16 protein-coding genes are annotated in these 19080 nt (G+C 39.3%); 12 read left to right on the top strand and 4 right to left on the bottom strand.

From position 1 onward, the window contains the following. Window positions 1-13: 13 nt before the first annotated feature. From BHV72_RS12310 to BHV72_RS12290, 5 genes are all read left to right on the top strand, one after another. A complete protein-coding gene (locus tag BHV72_RS12310) occupies window positions 14-2356 on the top strand; it encodes an ABC transporter permease (RefSeq protein WP_286856119.1) in 2343 nt (780 codons plus the stop codon). A gap of 17 nt (window positions 2357-2373) precedes the next feature. Beyond that, window positions 2374-4707: an ABC transporter permease gene (locus BHV72_RS12305; protein WP_286856105.1), complete on the top strand. Its 2334-nt coding sequence runs from the start codon at window positions 2374-2376 to the stop codon at window positions 4705-4707. Between the two features lie 23 nt (window positions 4708-4730). Then, window positions 4731-7142 carry an ABC transporter permease gene (locus tag BHV72_RS12300; RefSeq protein WP_122140683.1) on the top strand — a complete coding sequence of 804 codons (2412 nt, stop codon included), beginning with the start codon at window positions 4731-4733 and terminating at the stop codon, window positions 7140-7142. A gap of 91 nt (window positions 7143-7233) precedes the next feature. Further along, window positions 7234-7602, top strand: coding sequence for a hypothetical protein (locus BHV72_RS12295; protein WP_005675857.1), 369 nt, complete (start codon window positions 7234-7236; stop codon window positions 7600-7602). A 28-nt stretch (window positions 7603-7630) separates the two neighbouring features. Beyond that, on the top strand, window positions 7631-7978 hold the full coding sequence (locus BHV72_RS12290) for a lipocalin-like domain-containing protein (RefSeq protein ID WP_005675856.1): 348 nt from the start codon (window positions 7631-7633) through the stop codon (window positions 7976-7978). 104 nt (window positions 7979-8082) lie between these two features. Here BHV72_RS12290 and spt read toward each other — a convergent pair whose 3' ends face one another. Continuing rightward, window positions 8083-9267, bottom strand: coding sequence for a serine palmitoyltransferase (spt, locus tag BHV72_RS12285; RefSeq protein WP_005675854.1), 1185 nt, complete (start codon window positions 9265-9267; stop codon window positions 8083-8085). A gap of 220 nt (window positions 9268-9487) precedes the next feature. Between spt and BHV72_RS12280 the strand changes: the two genes are divergently transcribed. From BHV72_RS12280 to BHV72_RS12270, 3 genes are all read left to right on the top strand, one after another. Continuing rightward, window positions 9488-10513: a diacylglycerol/lipid kinase family protein gene (locus BHV72_RS12280; RefSeq protein ID WP_022043028.1), complete on the top strand. Its 1026-nt coding sequence runs from the start codon at window positions 9488-9490 to the stop codon at window positions 10511-10513. A 110-nt stretch (window positions 10514-10623) separates the two neighbouring features. Then, entirely contained in the window at window positions 10624-12387 is a 1764-nt protein-coding gene (aspS, locus tag BHV72_RS12275) for an aspartate--tRNA ligase (protein WP_005675851.1), read from the top strand. Beyond that, window positions 12384-12773, top strand: coding sequence for a GtrA family protein (locus BHV72_RS12270; RefSeq protein ID WP_032837757.1), 390 nt, complete (start codon window positions 12384-12386; stop codon window positions 12771-12773). Before aspS ends, BHV72_RS12270 begins: the two co-directional genes overlap by 4 nt. 104 nt (window positions 12774-12877) lie before the next feature. Here the strand turns inward: BHV72_RS12270 and BHV72_RS12265 are convergent, their stop codons facing one another. From BHV72_RS12265 to BHV72_RS12255, 3 genes are read right to left on the bottom strand one after another with little or no spacing between them, the layout of a single operon-like run. Next, window positions 12878-13762, bottom strand: coding sequence for a carbon-nitrogen hydrolase (locus BHV72_RS12265; RefSeq protein ID WP_286856104.1), 885 nt, complete (start codon window positions 13760-13762; stop codon window positions 12878-12880). 9 nt (window positions 13763-13771) lie between these two features. After that, entirely contained in the window at window positions 13772-14887 is a 1116-nt protein-coding gene (locus tag BHV72_RS12260; protein WP_149928050.1) for an agmatine deiminase family protein, read from the bottom strand. Window positions 14888-14945: 58 nt separating this feature from the next. Further along, the gene (locus BHV72_RS12255; RefSeq protein WP_022043024.1) at window positions 14946-15488 is read right to left on the bottom strand and encodes a ferredoxin domain-containing protein; all 543 of its coding nucleotides are present in this window, start codon (window positions 15486-15488) and stop codon (window positions 14946-14948) included. A gap of 86 nt (window positions 15489-15574) precedes the next feature. Here BHV72_RS12255 and BHV72_RS12250 point away from each other — a divergent pair, with 86 nt between their 5' ends. The 4 genes from BHV72_RS12250 to BHV72_RS12235 all read left to right on the top strand — a co-directional run bounded on the left by BHV72_RS12250 (window position 15575) and on the right by BHV72_RS12235 (window position 18896). Beyond that, complete coding sequence (locus BHV72_RS12250; RefSeq protein ID WP_005675845.1) at window positions 15575-16195, top strand: ABC transporter ATP-binding protein; 621 nt, start codon at window positions 15575-15577, stop codon at window positions 16193-16195. Between the two features lie 37 nt (window positions 16196-16232). Continuing rightward, complete coding sequence (locus BHV72_RS12245) at window positions 16233-17027, top strand: ABC transporter permease (RefSeq protein WP_005681132.1); 795 nt, start codon at window positions 16233-16235, stop codon at window positions 17025-17027. Continuing rightward, window positions 17024-17299, top strand: coding sequence for a hypothetical protein (locus BHV72_RS12240; protein WP_005675842.1), 276 nt, complete (start codon window positions 17024-17026; stop codon window positions 17297-17299). Before BHV72_RS12245 ends, BHV72_RS12240 begins: the two co-directional genes overlap by 4 nt. Before the next feature lie 169 nt (window positions 17300-17468). Then, window positions 17469-18896 (top strand): alpha-L-fucosidase, encoded by a 1428-nt coding sequence (locus tag BHV72_RS12235; RefSeq protein ID WP_005675841.1) that lies wholly within the window; start codon window positions 17469-17471, stop codon window positions 18894-18896. The last annotated feature ends 184 nt before the right edge of the window (window positions 18897-19080 follow it).

Genomic DNA, 19080 nt, shown 5'->3' with positions numbered 1-19080 from the left:
TTAAAAGAGTATGATGATAAAACATTATCTAAAAGTAGCTTTCCGCAATCTGGCGAAATATAAGGTACAAAGTATTGTGAGTATTTTAGGATTGGCAGTAGGCTTTGTATGCTTTGCATTGTCTACTTTGTGGATTCGTTATGAAATGACTTATGATACTTTTCACGAAGGTGCGGAACGTATTTATCTGGTGCGTGCACATTATGCACATGAACCTGGTAAGATATCCAATTCTACTCCTTATCCTTTAGCTGATTATTTACAGAAAGGTAATCCGGAAATAGAGACAATGGCTTCTACTTCCGTACAGAAAGTTAAATTTCGTGTGAAGGATACTGAGAAGGATGTTGTGTCGGCTACTGCAGATTCTGTTTTGATGAACTTTTTTAATATACGAGTATTAAGAGGAACAGTGAACTTCTTGAAGGGAACCAATGGGGAAATTGCTATAACAGAAGAATTTTCTAAAAGGATATTTGGAGAGGAAGAGGCATTGGGTCGGGAGGTAGAGGTTAGTGGACATGCTTCTAAAGTTGGAGCAATCGTGAGTGGCTGGTCTTCTCATTCCAATATTCCATATAGTATATTAACTTCTGCCAGACATTATACACAATGGGGGAGTGCGAATGAAAACTTATTTGTTCGCATTCGTAAGGGGACAAATGGGGAAGAATTTCAGAAAAAAATTGCTGCTCTCCGTATCAATGAGATTGAGAAGGAAAATGAATTGGGAGAGCTATTATTGACCCCGCTATCGGCTTTACGCTATTCCGGTTATGTATCTCGGGAAGATACCGTGATTACTTTTAGCTATATCTTATATTTTTCATTAGCCGGTGGATTGGTCATTATCTGTTCGTTATTTAATTATTTGACTCTCTATATCAGTCGGTTATATATGCGTAGGCGTGAAATGGCACTTCGCAAAGTGAATGGAGCAGGTAATAAAGATTTGTTTGTTCAGTTGACCGTTGAACTATTGATTGTTCAGTTTATAGCTTTGGTAGCCGGATTGTTCTTTATTGAAATATGTATGTCCCGTTTCCTCGAGTTCACACGAATAGCTCCCAACTCTTATTATGGAGAGATTTTAGTATATCTGTTTATTGTGATAGCTTTGTCTCTTTTGTTGGCTCAGATACCACTATATCATTTTCGTCGCCGAACTTTGCAAGACGCTGTCAAAGGGAAAGTTTCAGTAAACAGACCGTATGCTTTCCGTAAGTTCGGGATTGTTATACAATTGATAGTCAGTCTTGTTTTCATATTCTGTACAGTGGTTATAATGAAACAGATTTATTTCCTGAAGCATACAGACTTAGGAATGGAACGTCATAATATTGCCAATGTTGCATTATGGAGAGGTGATATAAAACAGTGGGGCGGTAAGATAGCAGCTTTACCTATGGTGACCGAAGTTCTGCCTCCCCGTTATTTTCCGATTATCCCTACCGGACCAATGATGTATGCGGAAATGAACCATTGGGAGGATATGTCTGAAGCAGTAGAAGAACCTATAACTGTTGGCATAATGCCTGCAATGAAGGATTTCTTTGATTTTTATGATTTGAAATTAATTGAAGGCGAACTGCTCTCAGAAAAGAATGCTCCCAATGATATTGTAATTGATGAAAATACACTTCGGATATTTGGTTGGAACCAAGGAGTAGGAAAGACTTTGGGATATGAGAAGGATGGCAAAATTCTTCATTCATATAGAGTGGTAGGAGTTGTCCGGAATTTCTGTTATCAACCGCCTACAAGTATTCCGGGATGTATCGCTTTACAACAACCTCAAGCACAAAATTATCTGCTGTTTCGTGCCAGTATTTTATTTAAATTTGAGGAAGGTTCCTGGCACGAATGCCGGAAAGCGATTGAGGCCATGCATAAAGAAGATTTTCCGAATGCCTATTTACGATTGTTTAATGAGGAGGAAGAATATGATAAGTATCTCCGTTCGGAAAGTACTTTAATGAAGCTGTTGACTTTCGTATCATTAGTTTGTATTCTGATCTCTTTGTTCGGAATATTCTCATTGGTTACATTATCTTGTGAACAACGTCGTAAGGAGATTGCCATACGTAGAGTCAACGGGGCACAAGTATATCATATTCTTCATCTATTTTTCCGTGAGTATTTATTGTTGCTGGCAACAGCTGTTATAATAGCTTTTCCTGTTGGATACGTTTTAATGAAACAATGGATTGATCGGTATGTAAGGCAAACGCCGATTGAGGTATGGATATATGTAGCTATATTTGGAATTATAGGATTTTTTATCTTACTATGTATAGGCTGCCGAGTATGGAAAGCTGTTTTGCAGAATCCGGCAGAAGTAATTAAGAATGAATAATAATTAATGGTGATATTATGATTACACATTATTTAAAAGTAGCTTTTCGTAACTTAGTAAAATACAAAACGCAGACACTTATCAGCATAATTGGATTATCGGTTGGGTTTACTTGCTTTGCGCTTTCCGTATTATGGATTCGTTATGAAATGACGTATGATAATTTTCATGAAGGAGCAGACCGTATTTATCTGGCAGGTGATAAATTTGATTTGCAAGGAGACGGATTCTCTTATTATTCGTCAAGTTTGTTGGCTGATTATATAATGAAAAACTGTCCGGAAGTAGAAAAGGCTTGTCATATAATACAAGAAGACATAATACCCATTGAATATGAGAAAAATGTATATCAGACACAACAATTAAGAGTTGATTCAAACTTTGTCTCAATCTTTAATATTATTGTATTAGAAGGAAGCAACCGTATGAGATTAGAGAATAACCAGATTGCCATTACTGATAAAATTGCTAAGCAAATATTTGGAACTGAATCTCCGATAGGTAAGCAATTTATATTTCCTAATACAAATAATACAAAGATGACAATAGTTGCAGTGGTAAAATCATGGGAAGGTCATTCTTTATATCCTTTTGATATATTATTACCTTATGAGGATCAAGATCCACATTGGGGGAGTCAACGAAGCCATACACTTTTCCGTATTTACCCTAATAGTGATATAAATGCATTGGAGAAAAGATTGGCTAAATATGAAGTGCAACAAGACTCATATAAACAGTTAATGTCTACTCCTATTGCTTTATTATCTACCTTACGAAGTACACATCCGAGAGAAGATGTTAATGTCAAATTGAATCACATTCGTCTTTTTGCCTGGATTGGAGCTTTGGTTATTATTTGTGGATTATGTAACTATTTAACAATGCTTGTTACTCGTATTCGAATGCGAAAACGTGAATTGGCATTACGGAAAGTAAATGGAGCTTCTAATGGTAGTTTGCTGTCATTGCTTCTTTGGGAATTGGTATTGTTACTCATTGTATCATCGGGATTAGGACTTATGATAATAGAACTCATTTTACCGGGCTTTAGATCTCTATCACAAATAGCCGAGGATACTTCATTCTATTATAGTGAAACGCTTATGTATATATTATTATTAATATTGATAACTATAAGTCTGGCAGCCATACTTATCCGATATGTCAGCAAGCAGTCTTTGCTTGATAGTATTAAACATAAATCAAATCTTCATCTTTCCGGTTGGTTTTATAAAGGAAGTGTTTCCTTTCAATTATTTGTTAGTATTGGTTTGGTGTTTTGTACTATGGTGATGATGAAACAGCTGGATTATCTATTGAATTCAAAAGAACTTGGGTTGAATAGACATAATATAGGAGTTATAGCTTCCGGTTATGGATTTGAAGGTGTTCCTTTTAAAGAAATTCTGGAACAAATGCCTGATGTTATAGAATGTTTATATGGCTTTTATACTCCTATTCCTAAAATGTCATTTTATAGTTATGAAGTGAGGGAATGGGAAGGACAGGCGGACAAAGAACAACGTATCAAGTTAGAGAAGGAAACCATCAATCAGGATTATGCTAATTTTTTCCAAGTTGAAGTTTTGGAAGGTAATATGTTGGATGAAAAAGACGGGAAAGAGGCGGTCCTTATAAATGAAGCTGCGGCAAAGGCTTTTGGTTGGGATCATCCTATTGGAAAGAAGATACACCTGAACGAAAAATGTATAGTAAAAGGGGTTATTAAAAATATTTATTATAATGCCCCGATACATCTGGTTACTCCAGCTATATTCTTCTTGCCGGACAACAAGCAAAAAAGTGAAAGTAGAGGTCATTTGATTTTTAAGTTTAAAGAGGGTACCTGGAAAAATGTTTCTCAAAAATTGAGAGAAGAAGCTTATAAAGTTAATCCGAATGCAGAATTACGTTTGATTAATATGGAGGAGAAATACGATGAGTACATGAAATCGGAAAATTCTTTAAGTATGCTATTGAGTATTGTTTCCTTTATATGCATAGCAATTGCCGTATTCGGCATCTTTTCTTTAGTTACTTTATCGTGCGAGCAACGTCGTAAAGAGATTGCTATTCGTAAAGTCAATGGTGCCAGTATAGGAACAATTCTGAATTTATTCTTTAAAGAATATCTGCTTTTGCTTATCATTGCATCATGTATCGCTTTTCCATTAGGATACGTCATTATGAAACATTGGCTTAAAAGTTATGTAAAACAGACTCCGATAAGTCTTTGGATATATGGAGGAATATTTATTGTAATGCTTCTTATCATTTTCCTGAGCATTATTTGGAGAGTATGGAAAGCAGCCCGGCAGAATCCGGCAGAAGTGATTAAAAGTGAGTAAGAATATTATTTAATAAAAGCAATATGAAGAACCAGTTATCAGCTATCAAGGCCCTGTTTCGTTTTAGAATTTATACGATAATAAATATTATAGGGCTTGCGATTAGTGTAGCGGCAACATTAATAATCGTACGTTATATTCATCAGGAAGTGACCGTAGACCACTTTTGCAAGGATCTGGATCAATTATATATATTGACAGCTCAAAGAAGTAACGGTCATATTTCAATAATTGACAATACGGACAGGAATAATGATCCTAATTTTATTGATCCGATGAAGAATCCGGAAGTAGAAAAGTATTCATATTGCATTTCTTTTAAGGATGATTATATCATAGTTGATGATCACCGTTTTCAAGCCAATGTTTTAGTGACCGATAGTTTCTTTCTACAACTAATGGATTATCCTGTCATTTCAGGCATTAAGACTATTCAACGTCCGGATGATGCGATCATTACCCGAAAATATGCTAAACATCTTTTTAAGGATGAAAACCCGCTTGGAAAGCAACTTGTTTCTTCCGCAGGCTATACACTTACTATACGGGGAATTGTAGATGAACCGGATACCAAATCCTCTTTGCAGTTTGATTTGATAACTCCTGTGAATCAGGGAAAATATATGGATTGGAGCCGAATGGGATTTTGTATAACACGTTTGGTTAAGGGTACGGAGTTGGCTAAGTTTAATGAAAAAATCTCTAAACCACAGTCATTGATTTGTTTTAGTCATTCACCTATACAATTCAGGCTTTTTCCATTGAAAGAGCTATATTTTAATAAGGTGGTAAGCTCTGCATCCGGTTTCTTCTTAAGAGGAAATAAAGAACATGTTATTGTGTTGTCTGTTGTAGCATGTATGCTGTTGCTGGTCGGAATTTTCAATTTTATCAATATCTACACGGTTATTATACTGAAGCGGGCGCGTGAGTTTGGAGTTAAAAAGGTGTATGGTGCGAGTGGTATTCAAGTATTTTCCCAAATATATGCAGAAAATCTATGTATGGTTGCTACTTCAATGCTGATTATATGGATGCTGATAGAGGTTACAGCAGGGTTATTCGCAACTGTATATTCAATACCCGTGAAACCGGATCTAAAGTTTGATTTACTACTGTCTCTTATTATATTGTTCGGGTTACCGTTAATTACGTCTATCTATCCCTTTTTAAGATACAATTACTCTTCACCTATCACCTCATTGCGTTCAGTCAGTGTCGGGGGACATTCCATTGTGTCTCGTGCATTTTTTCTATTCGTTCAATATATCATCACTTTCTGTTTAATTGTGGTTTCCTTGTATTTTGTGCGCCAGTTATATACTATGCTTCATGCTGATTTGGGTTATCGGGCAAAGGATATTATATCTTGCCAATTCCTGTCACACGAGACACAAAACAGGAGGTATGCAAGTGATGAAGAATGGCAGAAAGAGCACGATTTGGAACAGCACAAAGAACAAGTCATTAAGCAGAAAATGAATGCGTGTCCTTTGTTCGTTACATGGAGCTATGGTGAAATTCCTATAAATCTGGAACCTTACATTAACTTGGAAGCGGATAATGGAGAAAAACATAAAGTAGCCCTTATGAATGCCGATAAAGAGTATATGGATATGTTCGGATTGAAACTGAAAGAAGGGAGGGAGTGGAACGACAAAGATCAGTTTGCCCAGTATAAAATGATTATCAACGAAACAGCTAAGAAGTTATTTCAAATAAAGAATATAGAGGAGGCTTCATTACAGCCGGAATCACGTTTGTGGTGGAGTATGGGAATAGATGAAGGGAAAAATCCTCCTTTCGAAATAGTAGGAGTAATAGAGGATTTTCGGACAGGACATTTGGCGAAAGGAGATGCTCCTTTAGCTATATTATATGATAAAGGAGATAATCCTACTAACCCTTTGATAGCGACAATTGTGGAAGGAAAGCGTAAAGAAGCGGTTGATTTTCTGAAAGAGTTGCATGATGAAGTGTTGGGACAGGGAGAATTTGATTACTCGTTTGTGGAAGATGAAGTGAAAAAGTTGTATGATGAAGATAAAAGAGCCACTCAGATCTATGTCACTTTTGCCGGACTGGCTATCTGCATATCCTGTCTCGGCCTGTTCGGTCTGTCGTTGTATGATATTCGCCAGAGATATCGGGAGATAGCCTTGCGCAAGGTAAATGGCGCTACAGGCAAACAAGTGGCCTTATTGCTGGTACGGAAGTATATATATATACTGGGGGCGGCATTTGCAGTTGCTATTCCTTTGGCCTATTATATCATTCATGATTATACCAAGGACTTTACAGTGAAAGCTCCAGTCGGAGTCGATATATTTATAACAGGTTTTATTCTTACATTAATAATCTCTTTAGGAACATTGTTATGGCAGGTTCGTAGGGCTGTCCGCATCAATCCGGCATTGATAATGAAGAGTGAATAAATACAATGTTTTTTGTTGTTTTTAGTTTAAAAGACAATTGAATAAATTATCTTTGCACTATTCCAATTTTATATCAAATAGGAGAATGTGTATGAATAGAATGAAAGTTTTTTTATTGTTGGCAGTTATGATTGGTTTTAGTTCATGCCAGTCGAGAAGTAAACAAAACATAGAGCAGGAGGTAGAAGTTGACAGTTTGTCGACTAACCCAACTGAAGAGATAAAAATAATAACCGGAGTTGTAAAGGACGCTTCAATGAATAACTTTATGCTAATTACCTTGCAAGGAGATACACTCTTTATTAGTACAATGGATCAAGAGCCAAACGATGTAGCAGGCTTTGAGTTAGGAGATACGGTGAGAGTGAATTATATAGAAGAGGAGGAAGAACCCGGGTTAAATACTATACCGACCGCTCAAAAAGTGATTGTGATAGGAAAGAAAAACCGGAATCAATAAATAATTAATCTAACAATAACGTAGAATTATGAAAAAGAAAATGTTGGCAACAACTTTGTTGACAGGGCTATTGGCTGCATGTAGTGGAAACTCTGCTTCCGTCACAGGAGTATGGATTGAGCCTATCCCAGGAATGGAAGACCAAGTGCAGGGTATTAAACTGGAAGAAGGTGGTATTGCATCTTCCGTTAATATGGCTACATTAGTTTATAAAAATTGGAAGCAGGAAGGTGATCAACTGATTCTGGCAGGAAACAGTATTGGCAATGGGCAGACAATTGAGTTTATAGATACAATGAAGATAAAAAAAATAACGGCTGACTCGTTAGTTTTGGATAATCGGGGAATGGAGATTCGCTATGCGAAACAGAAATGATGTAATTTAATATGTGAACATACATTTCATCCAATAAATAAAAAAAGCTACTTCCCTTTTTATGGAATCAGGAAAGTAGCTTTTTTATATGATTCTAATACTGATTACAAAATATCCAAAGCCTTGAATGCTTTTACTAACTTCTCAACAGCACGGTCAATCTGCTCTTTTGTATGAGTAGCCATTAATGCCACACGCACCAATGTGTCTTGTGGAGCACATGCGGGTGGAATAACCGGATTTATGAATACCCCTTCATCGAAAGCCAGTTTAGTAACCATGAAAGTCTTGTCTGTATCACGTACATAAAGAGGAATGATAGGTGATTCGGTAGCACCGATTTCGAAACCTGCCTCACGGAAACGTTTCAAAGCATAGTTGGTAGCTTCCCACAGAGCTTCGAGTCTTTCCGGCTCATTCTGAATGATATGAAGAGCTTCTAAAGCAGATGCAGTAGCAGCCGGAGTATTGGATGCACTAAATATATATGTACGAGCATTGTGACGCAACCAGTTGATGATAGAAGAGTCAGCAGCGATAAAACCACCGATAGAAGCCAAAGACTTGCTGAAAGTACCCATAATCAGATCAATCTCATGAGTTAATCCGAAGTGGTCACAAACACCGCGTCCCTGCTTTCCGAATACACCTAAACCATGAGCTTCATCTACCATGATAGTAGCATTGTACTTATGTTTCAAACGTACAATTTCAGGTAAGTTTGCCAAATCGCCTTCCATGGAGAATACGCCGTCAACGATAATCAGTTTTACTGAATCTGGATTGCACTTTTGCAGTTGCTTTTCCAAATCAGCCATATCATTGTGCTTATATTTTAATTGCTGGGAGAAGGAAAGACGACGACCGTCTACGATCGAAGCGTGGTCACGATCATCACAAATGATATAATCATTGCGGTCTGTCAATGCAGGAATAACTCCGGAATTAACTGTGAAACCGGTTGAGAAACAAAGCGCTTCATCTTTACCTACAAAGGCGGCCAGTTCTTTCTCCAGTTGGACATGCAGATCAAGCGTACCGTTCAAAAAACGTGAACCGGCACAACCGGAACCATACTTGTGCATGGCTTGTATACCTGCTTCAATAACTCTTTCATCTCCCGTAAGGCCAGTGTATGCGTTGGAACCGAACATCAACACTTCGTGTCCGCCCATTTCTACTTCTGTACCCTGTTTTCCTTCAATCTCACGGAAATATGGGTAAACGCCCTGTGCCATAAACTTTTGTGGCAGGTCGTACTTAGCTAACTTCTCTTGTAATAATCCCATGAATTATAATTTATTATACTCATACTCAGATCACTCGCTGATGATCTAATAATCCTTTTTTCTTAACAAGTGTTTAAAACAGGGGGCAAAGATAACAAAATTTGCTTTTATCTGTTCTTTTTAAGGGAAAAAAGTTGCCTTCGTATGATTAGAAACCTCTAATAGATTAAAATTTAATATATTTGTATTACTTTTGTCGTCTACAATCGACAAGAATAGCATGAACGAAAGAATGAAGAAAATAATATTCGTCGTCAATCCTATTTCGGGTACACAAAGTAAGGAATTGATTCTTAGCTTGCTGAATGAAAAAATAGACAAGGCGAGATACTCTTGGGAAGTAGTGTATACAGAGAGAGCCGGTCATGCAGTAGAAATAGCCGCGAAAGCTGCCGAGGAAAAGGCAGATATAGTAGTAGCTATCGGAGGAGACGGAACGATCAATGAGATAGCTCGTTCGTTGGTGCATACGGATACCGCTTTGGGAATCATTCCTTGTGGCTCGGGCAATGGACTTGCACGGCACCTGCATATACCCATGGAACCGAAGAAAGCATTGGAAGTGCTTAATGAAGGTTGCATGGACGTAATAGATTATGGCAAGATTAACGGAACAGATTTTTTCTGTACCTGCGGAGTCGGCTTCGATGCTTTTGTTAGCTTGAAGTTTGCGCATGCCGGCAAACGTGGGTTATTGACTTATCTGGAAAAGACATTGCAGGAAAGTCTTAAATATCAGCCAGAAACTTATGAACTGGAAACGGAAAATGGAGTAACCAAATACAAAGCTTTTCTTATTGCATGCGGTAACGCTTCGCAGTATGGAAACAATGCATATATCGCTCCGCAAGCTACACTGACAGATGGATTGCTGGATGTGACCATTCTCGAACCGTTTACCGTTTTAGATGTTCCTTCACTCGCTTTTCAGTTATTCAATAAGACTATTGATCAGAATAGCCGTATCAAAACATTCCGTTGTAGACGATTGTGTATTCGTAGAACCGCTCCGGGTGTGGTACATTTCGACGGTGATCCTATGGAAACGGATGCTGATGTGAATATTGAATTGATTCAGAGAGGTTTGCGTGTGGTAGTGCCACAAGCAGCAGAAAAAGATGCGGCAAATGTGCTTCAAAGAGCACAGGAGTACATGAACGGAATCAAATTAATGAATGAAGCGATTGTAGATAATATAACAGATAGAAACAAGAAGATATTAAAGAAACTGACGAAAAAGGGGTAATAAATTTATTAATTACTACTCACGAATTACAAATTATTGCGTACTTTTGCAAAGTTTTGGCTCGTCCAAAATTAGAAACACGAGTGATAATTATCTAAATAATAAAATATATGTTCAGAACGCATACATGTGGAGAACTGAGAATCTCTGACGTAAATAAGCAAGTTACGTTGTCCGGCTGGGTGCAACGCAGCCGTAAAATGGGGGGCATGACCTTTATTGACCTTCGCGACCGTTACGGTATTACCCAATTGGTTTTTAATGAAGAAGTAAACGCAGAACTCTGTGAACGTGCCAATAAATTGGGACGTGAATTCGTTATTCAGGTGAAAGGAACGGTAAACGAACGTTTCAGCAAGAATGCAAATATTCCTACCGGAGACATTGAAATCATTGTTTCCGAACTGAACGTACTGAATACTGCAATGACTCCTCCGTTTACAATTGAAGATAACACGGACGGCGGTGACGATATCCGTATGAAATACCGTTATCTGGATTTGCGTCGTAATGCTGTCCGCTCTAATTTGGAGTTACGTCATAAGATGACAATCGAAGTCCGTACCTATCTTGACAAGTTAGGTTTCATCGAAGTAGAAACGCCTGTATTGATCGGTTCCACTCCGGAAGGTGCACGTGATTTTGTTGTGCCTTCACGTATGAACCCGGGACAGTTCTATGCACTTCCACAGTCTCCGCAGACTTTGAAGCAACTACTAATGGTTTCCGGTTTCGACCGTTATTTCCAGATTGCAAAATGCTTCCGCGATGAGGACCTGCGTGCCGACCGTCAGCCGGAATTCACACAGATTGACTGTGAAATGAGTTTCGTTGAGCAGGAAGACATTATCGCCACTTTCGAAGGAATGGCTAAACATCTGTTTAAAACCCTTCGTGGTGTGGAACTAACCGAACCGTTCCTGCGTATGTCTTGGGCAGATGCCATGAAATATTATGGTAGTGATAAGCCAGACTTACGTTTCGGTATGAAATTTGTGGAACTAATGGATATCATGAAAGGCCACGGATTTTCTGTATTTGATAATGCTGCTTACGTGGGTGGTATCTGTGCGGAAGGTGCTGCAACCTATACCCGTAAGCAACTGGATGCATTGACTGAGTTTGTGAAGAAACCGCAGATTGGTGCGAAAGGTATGGTATATGCCCGCGTCGAAGCAGATGGAACGGTGAAATCGAGCGTAGATAAGTTCTATACCCAAGAAGTATTGCAGCAGATGAAAGAAGCGTTCGGTGCGAAACCGGGTGATTTGATCTTGATCCTGTCCGGTGATGATGTGATGAAGACACGTAAGCAACTTTGTGAGCTTCGTTTGGAAATGGGTTCTCAATTAGGATTGCGTGATAAGAACAAGTTTGCTTGCCTTTGGGTGATAGACTTCCCGATGTTCGAATGGAGTGAAGAGGAAGGCCGTCTAATGGCTATGCATCATCCGTTCACTCATCCGAAAGAAGAAGATATTCCTTTGCTGGATACAGATCCTGCTGCTGTGCGCGCTGACGCATATGATATGGTTATTAACGGTGTGGAAGTTGGCGGCGGTTCTATCCGTATCCACGATGCACAGCTGCAAGCTAAGATGTTCGAGATTCTGGGCTTTACACCTGAAAAAGCACAGGCACAATTTGGCTTCCTGATGAATGCGTTTAAGTACGGTGCACCTCCTCACGGTGGTTTGGCATACGGACTTGACCGTTGGGTATCTCTGTTTGCCGGGCTCGATTCTATCCGCGACTGTATTGCGTTCCCGAAGAACAACTCAGGACGTGATGTAATGTTGGATGCGCCGTCTGCTATTGACCAGACTCAACTTGACGAATTGAATTTGATCGTTGATATCAAGGAAGGAGAGTGAAAGAATCAGTACGTATATTCCGTTTTATAGTAATCGGTACAATGAACGCTTTGATTATGGCGTTGGTTGTATGGTTAATGATGAAAGAAATATCATTCGACGGTGACTATATGGTGGCTAATATAACGGCGTACCTGATAGCTCAGATTCATAATTTTATCTGGTGTAAGTACTGGATATTTCCCGTAGAAAACAAAAAGAACAGTCTCTGGAAACAGATACTGCTCTTTTGCTCTGCTTTCGGAGTGGCTTACACCGCACAATTCTTATTTCTTATCCTGTTAGTAGAAGGATTGGACGTTAATGAATATCTTGCGCAATTTCTGGGCTTGTTTATTTATGGAGGTGCCAATTTTTTGGCTAATAAAAAGATAACTTTCCAATAAGAAGTCCATTATACAGTATATAGAAAGGGCACAGAGTGAAATGTAAAATTAAAACTCTGTGCCTTTCGTTTTTTAATATACGACTATTGATTATATCTCAAACTCTAGTCCAGAAAGCGTTTAGTCAGTCCTTCGTATTCGTCAATCCGACGGTCACGCAAGAATGGCCACCAACGGCGTACATTTTCCGAACGTTCCATATCTATTTCGACGACCATATTCTCCGGACGGTCATTACCTGCTTGCGCTAAGAATTCTCCTTGCGGACCGACCACAAAGCTATTTCCCCAAAATAGAATACCGTTAGTCTGTCCCGAAGGATCGGGTTCATGTCCTACACGGTTGACGGAAATAACAGGAAGACCGTTTGCAACAGCATGGGCACGTTGGGAGATAATCCATGCATTGAGTTGACGAGCTTTCTCATCATCCGTATCGCTACTTTCCCAGCCGATAGCAGTAGGATAAATTAAAAGTTCTGCACCTTTCAGCGCCATTAGACGGGCAGCTTCCGGATACCATTGATCCCAACATACCAATACTCCAAGTTTTCCTAAAGAAGTCTGGATCGGTTCAAACCCTATATCTCCGGGAGTGAAATAGAACTTCTCGTAGTAGGCAGGATCATCAGGAATGTGCATTTTACGGTATTTTCCTGCAATGCTTCCGTCACGGTCAAAAATAACGGCAGTATTATGATAGAGCCCGGGAGCACGTTTCTCAAAAAGAGAGGTGACAAGAACCACTCTATTAGCTGCTGCCAGTTCCGAATAAAATCCGGTGGAAGGACCGGGAATCGGTTCGGCAAGATCGAACAAATTAGTATTCTCTGTCTGACAGAAATAAAGCGAATTATGTAATTCTTGAAGTACAATCAACTGTGCGCCATGAGCAGCACAAGCCTCAATACTTTTCGCAAGATTCATTAAATTCATTCGTATATCTGCGGTATTGGATTGCTGTATCAATCCTACTTTTATCTTTCTCATAATGACTGTTTATTTAATAACTCCTTGTGGATATTGCATAGTGACACAATGTAAAGAACCGTGTTGCTTGATAAGCGCACGGCAATCAATTCCTACTATCTCATGTTTGGGAAATGCTTGTTGCAGTACTTCACCTGCTTTCCGGTCGTTTGCCGGCTGGTTGTATGTAGGATAGAGAACGGCATCATTCATTATCAGAAAATTAGCGTATGTGGCAGGCAGACGTTCGCAATTTTCTTCTATCTTATCGACCATAGGCAAAGCTAACAGACGATAAGGTTCTCCTGCCAGCGTACGGAATGTCTTCAGTTGTTCTTCCATTGCGCGCAGTGCTTCGTAATGCTCATCCTCTTTATCGTCACATTTCACATAAGCAATGGTATTTGTAGAACAAAAACGTGCTAGAGTGTCGATATGGCTGTCAGTGTCATCACCTGCCAGATAACCATGATCCAGCCAAAGAATCTTTTGCAGATAGAAGGTTGATTTCAGGTATTCTTCTATCTCTACTTGGTTGAGTTGTCCGTTCCGGTTGGGAGAGAGCAGGCATTCGGAAGTGGTGAGTAGAACACCCATACCGTCGCTTTCGATAGAACCTCCTTCAAGGACGAAACCGAGACGATTGACATAATGACCTTTTAATACTTCCGCTTCTACGGCGTGTCGGGTAATTCGATTATCCAAGTCGGAGGCAAACTTTAACCCCCAACCATTGAATGTGAAGTCGAGCAGGGAAGGAGTGCCGTTGTCTATCATGGTGATAGCACCATGGTCACGCGCCCATGTGTCGTTGGTTTCACATTCCAAGAAACGGACGTTATCCATATTTACGCTTGAAGCGATCTGTTCTCTCACGGCTTCCGGTTCGGGAGTGACAATCAGGAGTAATTCACGTTCTGCTATTTCCCGGGCTATGTTTATAAAACACTCCTGTACTTCTGTCAGCATATATGCCCAGTCCGTACCGGCGTGTGGCCATGTTAATTGTATGCCGCTTTGCGTATGCCATTCGGCAGGCAGATGAGGAGCTCTCATTTCCACCTGTACGGTCATATTCTTTCCGAAATTTAATTGTAAATCCTTCTCCGAACCACTGGGGCTGGGGAGTCCAACCATAATTCCCATTAGACTAATCTATTTAAGTTTATATAAATTGTTTAATTTAACTCGGCCATACACGGTGTTAAGCCTTGGTTTCCTGTTTAGGCTTCCGGTCGAAAAACGGATTCTTGGAGGATGCACTTACAGGAATTGCCATAACCATTTTGCAGTCTTTCAGCCAGTTCAGGCGTTGTGCTGCCAGTCCGGCAGAGAACATGACACGTGTGTCTACGCGCATATCGGCGGCTGTGGCACAAGCGGAACCAATAGCGATACCTACATCAATACTATTTATTGCGCAAGGGACTCCTTCCGTACGCCCGGCACAGGTTGTAAATCCACAATGGCCACAATTCAAGCCCTGCGCTTGCTCGCGCGTTCCTATTAATATAACACATTCGGCATTTAAGATGTTGTCAGCGTCACGAAGGAAAAATTTCATTCCGTGCTCTTCAACCATAGCAACCATTGTATCGGATAGTTGTTTAATCTCTTCATCAGTGATTAAGGCCACTTCAATAATATCAATTCCCTTTCCCTTCGGAGCAGTACGTGCAGCTGTCATCATCTGACGGGCAACCTGCAATATATGCTCGTGACGGGCATCTCTTTCGTTTAGTATCATAACTTTTCTCGAATTAATTAGTGAGGCAAAGATAACGTTTTTCAAGAAAATAGTACCTTTGCCGGAAAGAAAGAATTAAAAACGCCATGTTACATATCAATAATGCCTGTATCGCTTTTGGAACAGAAGTCCTTTTTTCCGGTTTTGAAATGAAATTGGAGAAGGGAGAGACAGCCTGTATCGTAGGACAATCCGGTTGTGGAAAGACTTCCTTACTAAACGCCGTAATGGGCTTTGTGCCATTATATGAGGGGACTATTAAAGTAGGCGGGACGTTACTGGATAAATCAACCATTGATCTTGTCCGCCGCCAGATTGCATGGATTCCCCAAGAACTGGCGTTACCTTTCGAATGGGTAAAAGAAATGGTATCTTTGCCATTCGAGCTGAAAGTAAACCGTTCCGTTCCTTTTTCGGAAGAAAGGCTTTTTATGTGTTTTGACGAGTTGGGGTTGGAGCATGAATTATACTTTAAAAGAGTAAATGAGGTTTCGGGTGGACAGCGCCAGCGCATTATGTTAGCTGTGGCCGCATTGCTCAATAAGCCGTTGATTGTAATTGATGAACCGACATCGGCATTAGATACCGGATCGACAGACAAAGTACTGGCTTTTTTCCGACGGCAGGCAGAAAAAGGGGCAGCTGTTTTGGCGGTATCGCATGATAAGGACTTTGCTTCGGGATGCCATTATTTAATAGAATTATAAACGAAATCTGTTAGGACGATATAAAACGAAACTTGTTGTGGGAACCATTGATATATCATATTATAATCTTTTTGTTGGCTTGCTGCTGCTTGCCATTCCCTTTTTCTATCTATGGAAATTTAAGACGGGATTGTTGAAACCTGCTGTGATAGGCACACTCCGAATGATTATTCAATTATTTTTTATCGGCATTTATCTGAAATATCTCTTTTTATGGAATAACCCCTGGATTAATTTTCTTTGGGTCATTGTTATGATATTCGTTGCGGGACAAACAGCATTGGTACGGACCGGACTGAAACGACGCATCTTACTGATTCCCATTACTGTGGGATTCTTGTGCAGTGTAATATTGGTCGGATTATATTTTATAGGTATTGTGCTTCAACTGGATAATATTTTTAGCGCCCAGTACTTTATTCCGATCTTCGGAATCCTAATGGGAAATATGCTATCGAGCAATGTGATTGCTTTGAATACATATTATAGTGGCCTGAAACGTGAGCAACAACTATACCGATATTTATTGGGAAATGGAGCTACGCGACAAGAAGCGCAGGCACCATTTATCAAACAAGCTATTATCAAATCCTTCAGCCCGTTGATTGCCAATATTGCCGTAATGGGACTAGTAGCCCTTCCGGGAACAATGATAGGACAGATTTTGGGAGGAAGCAGTCCGAATGTGGCTATCAAATATCAGATGATGATTATGGTGATCACATTCACTGCATCCATGTTGTCGCTGATGATAACCATTTCGTTAGCTTCGCGAAGGTCATTTGATGCATACGGAAAGCTCTTGGAGGTATCAAAAGAAGCTAAGAAATGACAATAATCGATCGTATATTTCAGGAAGTTGCCGGAATATCTATTCCACATTTCTTCATTACAGTGGAGTTTTCGGCAATGGGCTGCGAAATGCCGGAACGTATTGAAGCCTTTCTATGGGAAAAATATGAAATAATTCTTCGAGGCGCAAACGGTCGTAAGTTCGTTTATCACAAAGGAGAATGGCGGTTGATCTTTACATTTTTCCCCACAGATAGAGTCGTGGACGAGCGATATGCTTTGAAGAATAAAGTTCTATTCCGCCATGTATAATAACTTAACCTGCCCTACATATTAAATAATATAATAATAAATGATCCAATTAATTATATTTTTTAATATATTTGCCAATGTCTTTAAAGAATAGTACAATAACTGTTTAATTTTGAAAACGATGAAAACACATCTGATTGCTATTTTTTGTTTGGTATCTATTTCTTTAATGGGGCAAAAAACTTATGCTCCTGCATGGGAGTCCTTAGATACAAGACCTGTCCCTTCCTGGTTTGAGAATGCAAAGTTTGGGATTTTTATCCACTGGGGCTTGTATTCGGTACCAATGTGGTCGCCCAAGGGCACTTATTCGGAATGGTATAAATACTGGTTGGACCGGAAGACTCTACTTGGAAATGGAGATTTTACCGGGACAGAAGTTTATGACTACCATAAGAAAATGTACGGTGAGGATTTCACTTATGCTGATTTTGCTCCTATGTTTAAAGCCATGAGTTATGATGCTAACGAATGGGCGGATCTTTTTAAGCGTGCCGGCGCTAAATATATAGTGCTTACGACTAAACATCATGAAGGATTTGCGTTATGGCCGAGTAAAGAAGCTTCCAAATCATACGGAAGACCCTGGAATAGTATGGAAATTGGCGCGCATCGTGATTTGGTTGGAGAATATGTAAATGCTTTGCGTAAGACCGATTTGAAAGTAGGATGTTATTTTTCATTGCGGGAGTGGGATAATCCGTTATATAATCGTGAGACAATGGATTTATTCTATGAACGCCACTTTTTCCCACAATTAAAAGACCTGGTCAATAATTATAAACCGGATCTGATTTGGGCAGACGGTCCCGATTCTATGAATGATAAGATATGGCAGGTAGAACGTACATTATCCTGGCTTTATTCAGAATCTCCGGTGAAAGATAGTATTGTGGTAAATGATCGTTGGGCTAATAATACCGGGCGCAAACATGGGGATTATTATACCCGAGAATATAGTAATACAAATAGTACATATAATAAGCCTTGGGAGGAGTGTCGTGGCATAGGTTTCTCATTTGGTTTTAATCAGAATGAAGATCTGGAAGACTACACATTACCACAAGCCTTGGTGCTGACTTTGGTTAATGTGGTTAGTCAAGGTGGAAATTTACTGTTAGGTATTGGTCCTAATGCAAACGGAAAAATTCCTCCTATAATGCAAGAACGGTTATTACAAATTGGTGATTGGCTACGTGTGAATGGTGAAGCTATATACGGTACACGTATGTGGAAGCAATCTTTCCAATGGTCAAAAGGCAATAGAGAATGGAAACCCAAAGGCAAACATTATGTCAGTGGAAATGAGATTCTCAAACAAACCATTCATCCCGAACCTGGATATGCCGTGAAAGAGGTGTTTTTTACAAAAAAAGGAAATGACGTATATGCCATTTTGCCTCAATATCCCAAACCTACTGTTATTTTGAAAGGAATAAAAGTAACGAATAAAACTAGAATCTCCATGTTGGGATTAGACAAAAAGATTGTTTGGAAACAGAAAGGAGAGGATATTGTAATCACAGTGCCTTCTCTATATTATGATGAAATGCCATGCAATTATGCATGGACCCTTAAACTAGAAAATGTAATTTAGCATAAAGCATATTTATAAGCAATAACCAATAAATAAAAAAATGACATAACCTCTTTGGGTTATGTCATTTTTTTATTTTCTTTTATTACCAAGTTCTACTGAGACTTGGTATTGTCGTCTTTAAAGAATTTATTAGTTATATAATATCTACTACAAACATATTAACCTGCTGCAAATATATGTA

Source organism: Bacteroides sp. 43_46, from assembly GCF_001915455.1.
Classification (GTDB): domain Bacteria; phylum Bacteroidota; class Bacteroidia; order Bacteroidales; family Bacteroidaceae; genus Bacteroides; species Bacteroides caccae.
The sequence above is the reverse complement of the archived record's forward strand: the minus strand, read 5'-3'. Positions and strand labels throughout refer to the sequence as shown.

What these genes read in the sequence shown, in the direction of transcription:
- BHV72_RS12295 (WP_005675857.1), top strand. Translation starts at nt 7,234, where the DNA reads ATGAATAGAATGAAAGTTTTTTTATTGTTGGCAGTTATGATTGGTTTT.
- BHV72_RS12290 (WP_005675856.1), top strand. Translation starts at nt 7,631, where the DNA reads ATGAAAAAGAAAATGTTGGCAACAACTTTGTTGACAGGGCTATTGGCT.
- BHV72_RS12260 (WP_149928050.1), bottom strand. Translation starts at nt 14,887, where the DNA reads ATGGGAATTATGGTTGGACTCCCCAGCCCCAGTGGTTCGGAGAAGGAT.
- aspS (WP_005675851.1), top strand. Translation starts at nt 10,624, where the DNA reads ATGTTCAGAACGCATACATGTGGAGAACTGAGAATCTCTGACGTAAAT.
- BHV72_RS12305 (WP_286856105.1), top strand. Translation starts at nt 2,374, where the DNA reads ATGATTACACATTATTTAAAAGTAGCTTTTCGTAACTTAGTAAAATAC.
- BHV72_RS12240 (WP_005675842.1), top strand. Translation starts at nt 17,024, where the DNA reads ATGACAATAATCGATCGTATATTTCAGGAAGTTGCCGGAATATCTATT.
- BHV72_RS12235 (WP_005675841.1), top strand. Translation starts at nt 17,469, where the DNA reads ATGGGGCAAAAAACTTATGCTCCTGCATGGGAGTCCTTAGATACAAGA.
- BHV72_RS12265 (WP_286856104.1), bottom strand. Translation starts at nt 13,762, where the DNA reads ATGAGAAAGATAAAAGTAGGATTGATACAGCAATCCAATACCGCAGAT.
- BHV72_RS12310 (WP_286856119.1), top strand. Translation starts at nt 14, where the DNA reads ATGATAAAACATTATCTAAAAGTAGCTTTCCGCAATCTGGCGAAATAT.
- BHV72_RS12280 (WP_022043028.1), top strand. Translation starts at nt 9,488, where the DNA reads ATGAACGAAAGAATGAAGAAAATAATATTCGTCGTCAATCCTATTTCG.
- BHV72_RS12250 (WP_005675845.1), top strand. Translation starts at nt 15,575, where the DNA reads ATGTTACATATCAATAATGCCTGTATCGCTTTTGGAACAGAAGTCCTT.
- BHV72_RS12300 (WP_122140683.1), top strand. Translation starts at nt 4,731, where the DNA reads ATGAAGAACCAGTTATCAGCTATCAAGGCCCTGTTTCGTTTTAGAATT.
- BHV72_RS12255 (WP_022043024.1), bottom strand. Translation starts at nt 15,488, where the DNA reads ATGATACTAAACGAAAGAGATGCCCGTCACGAGCATATATTGCAGGTT.
- spt (WP_005675854.1), bottom strand. Translation starts at nt 9,267, where the DNA reads ATGGGATTATTACAAGAGAAGTTAGCTAAGTACGACCTGCCACAAAAG.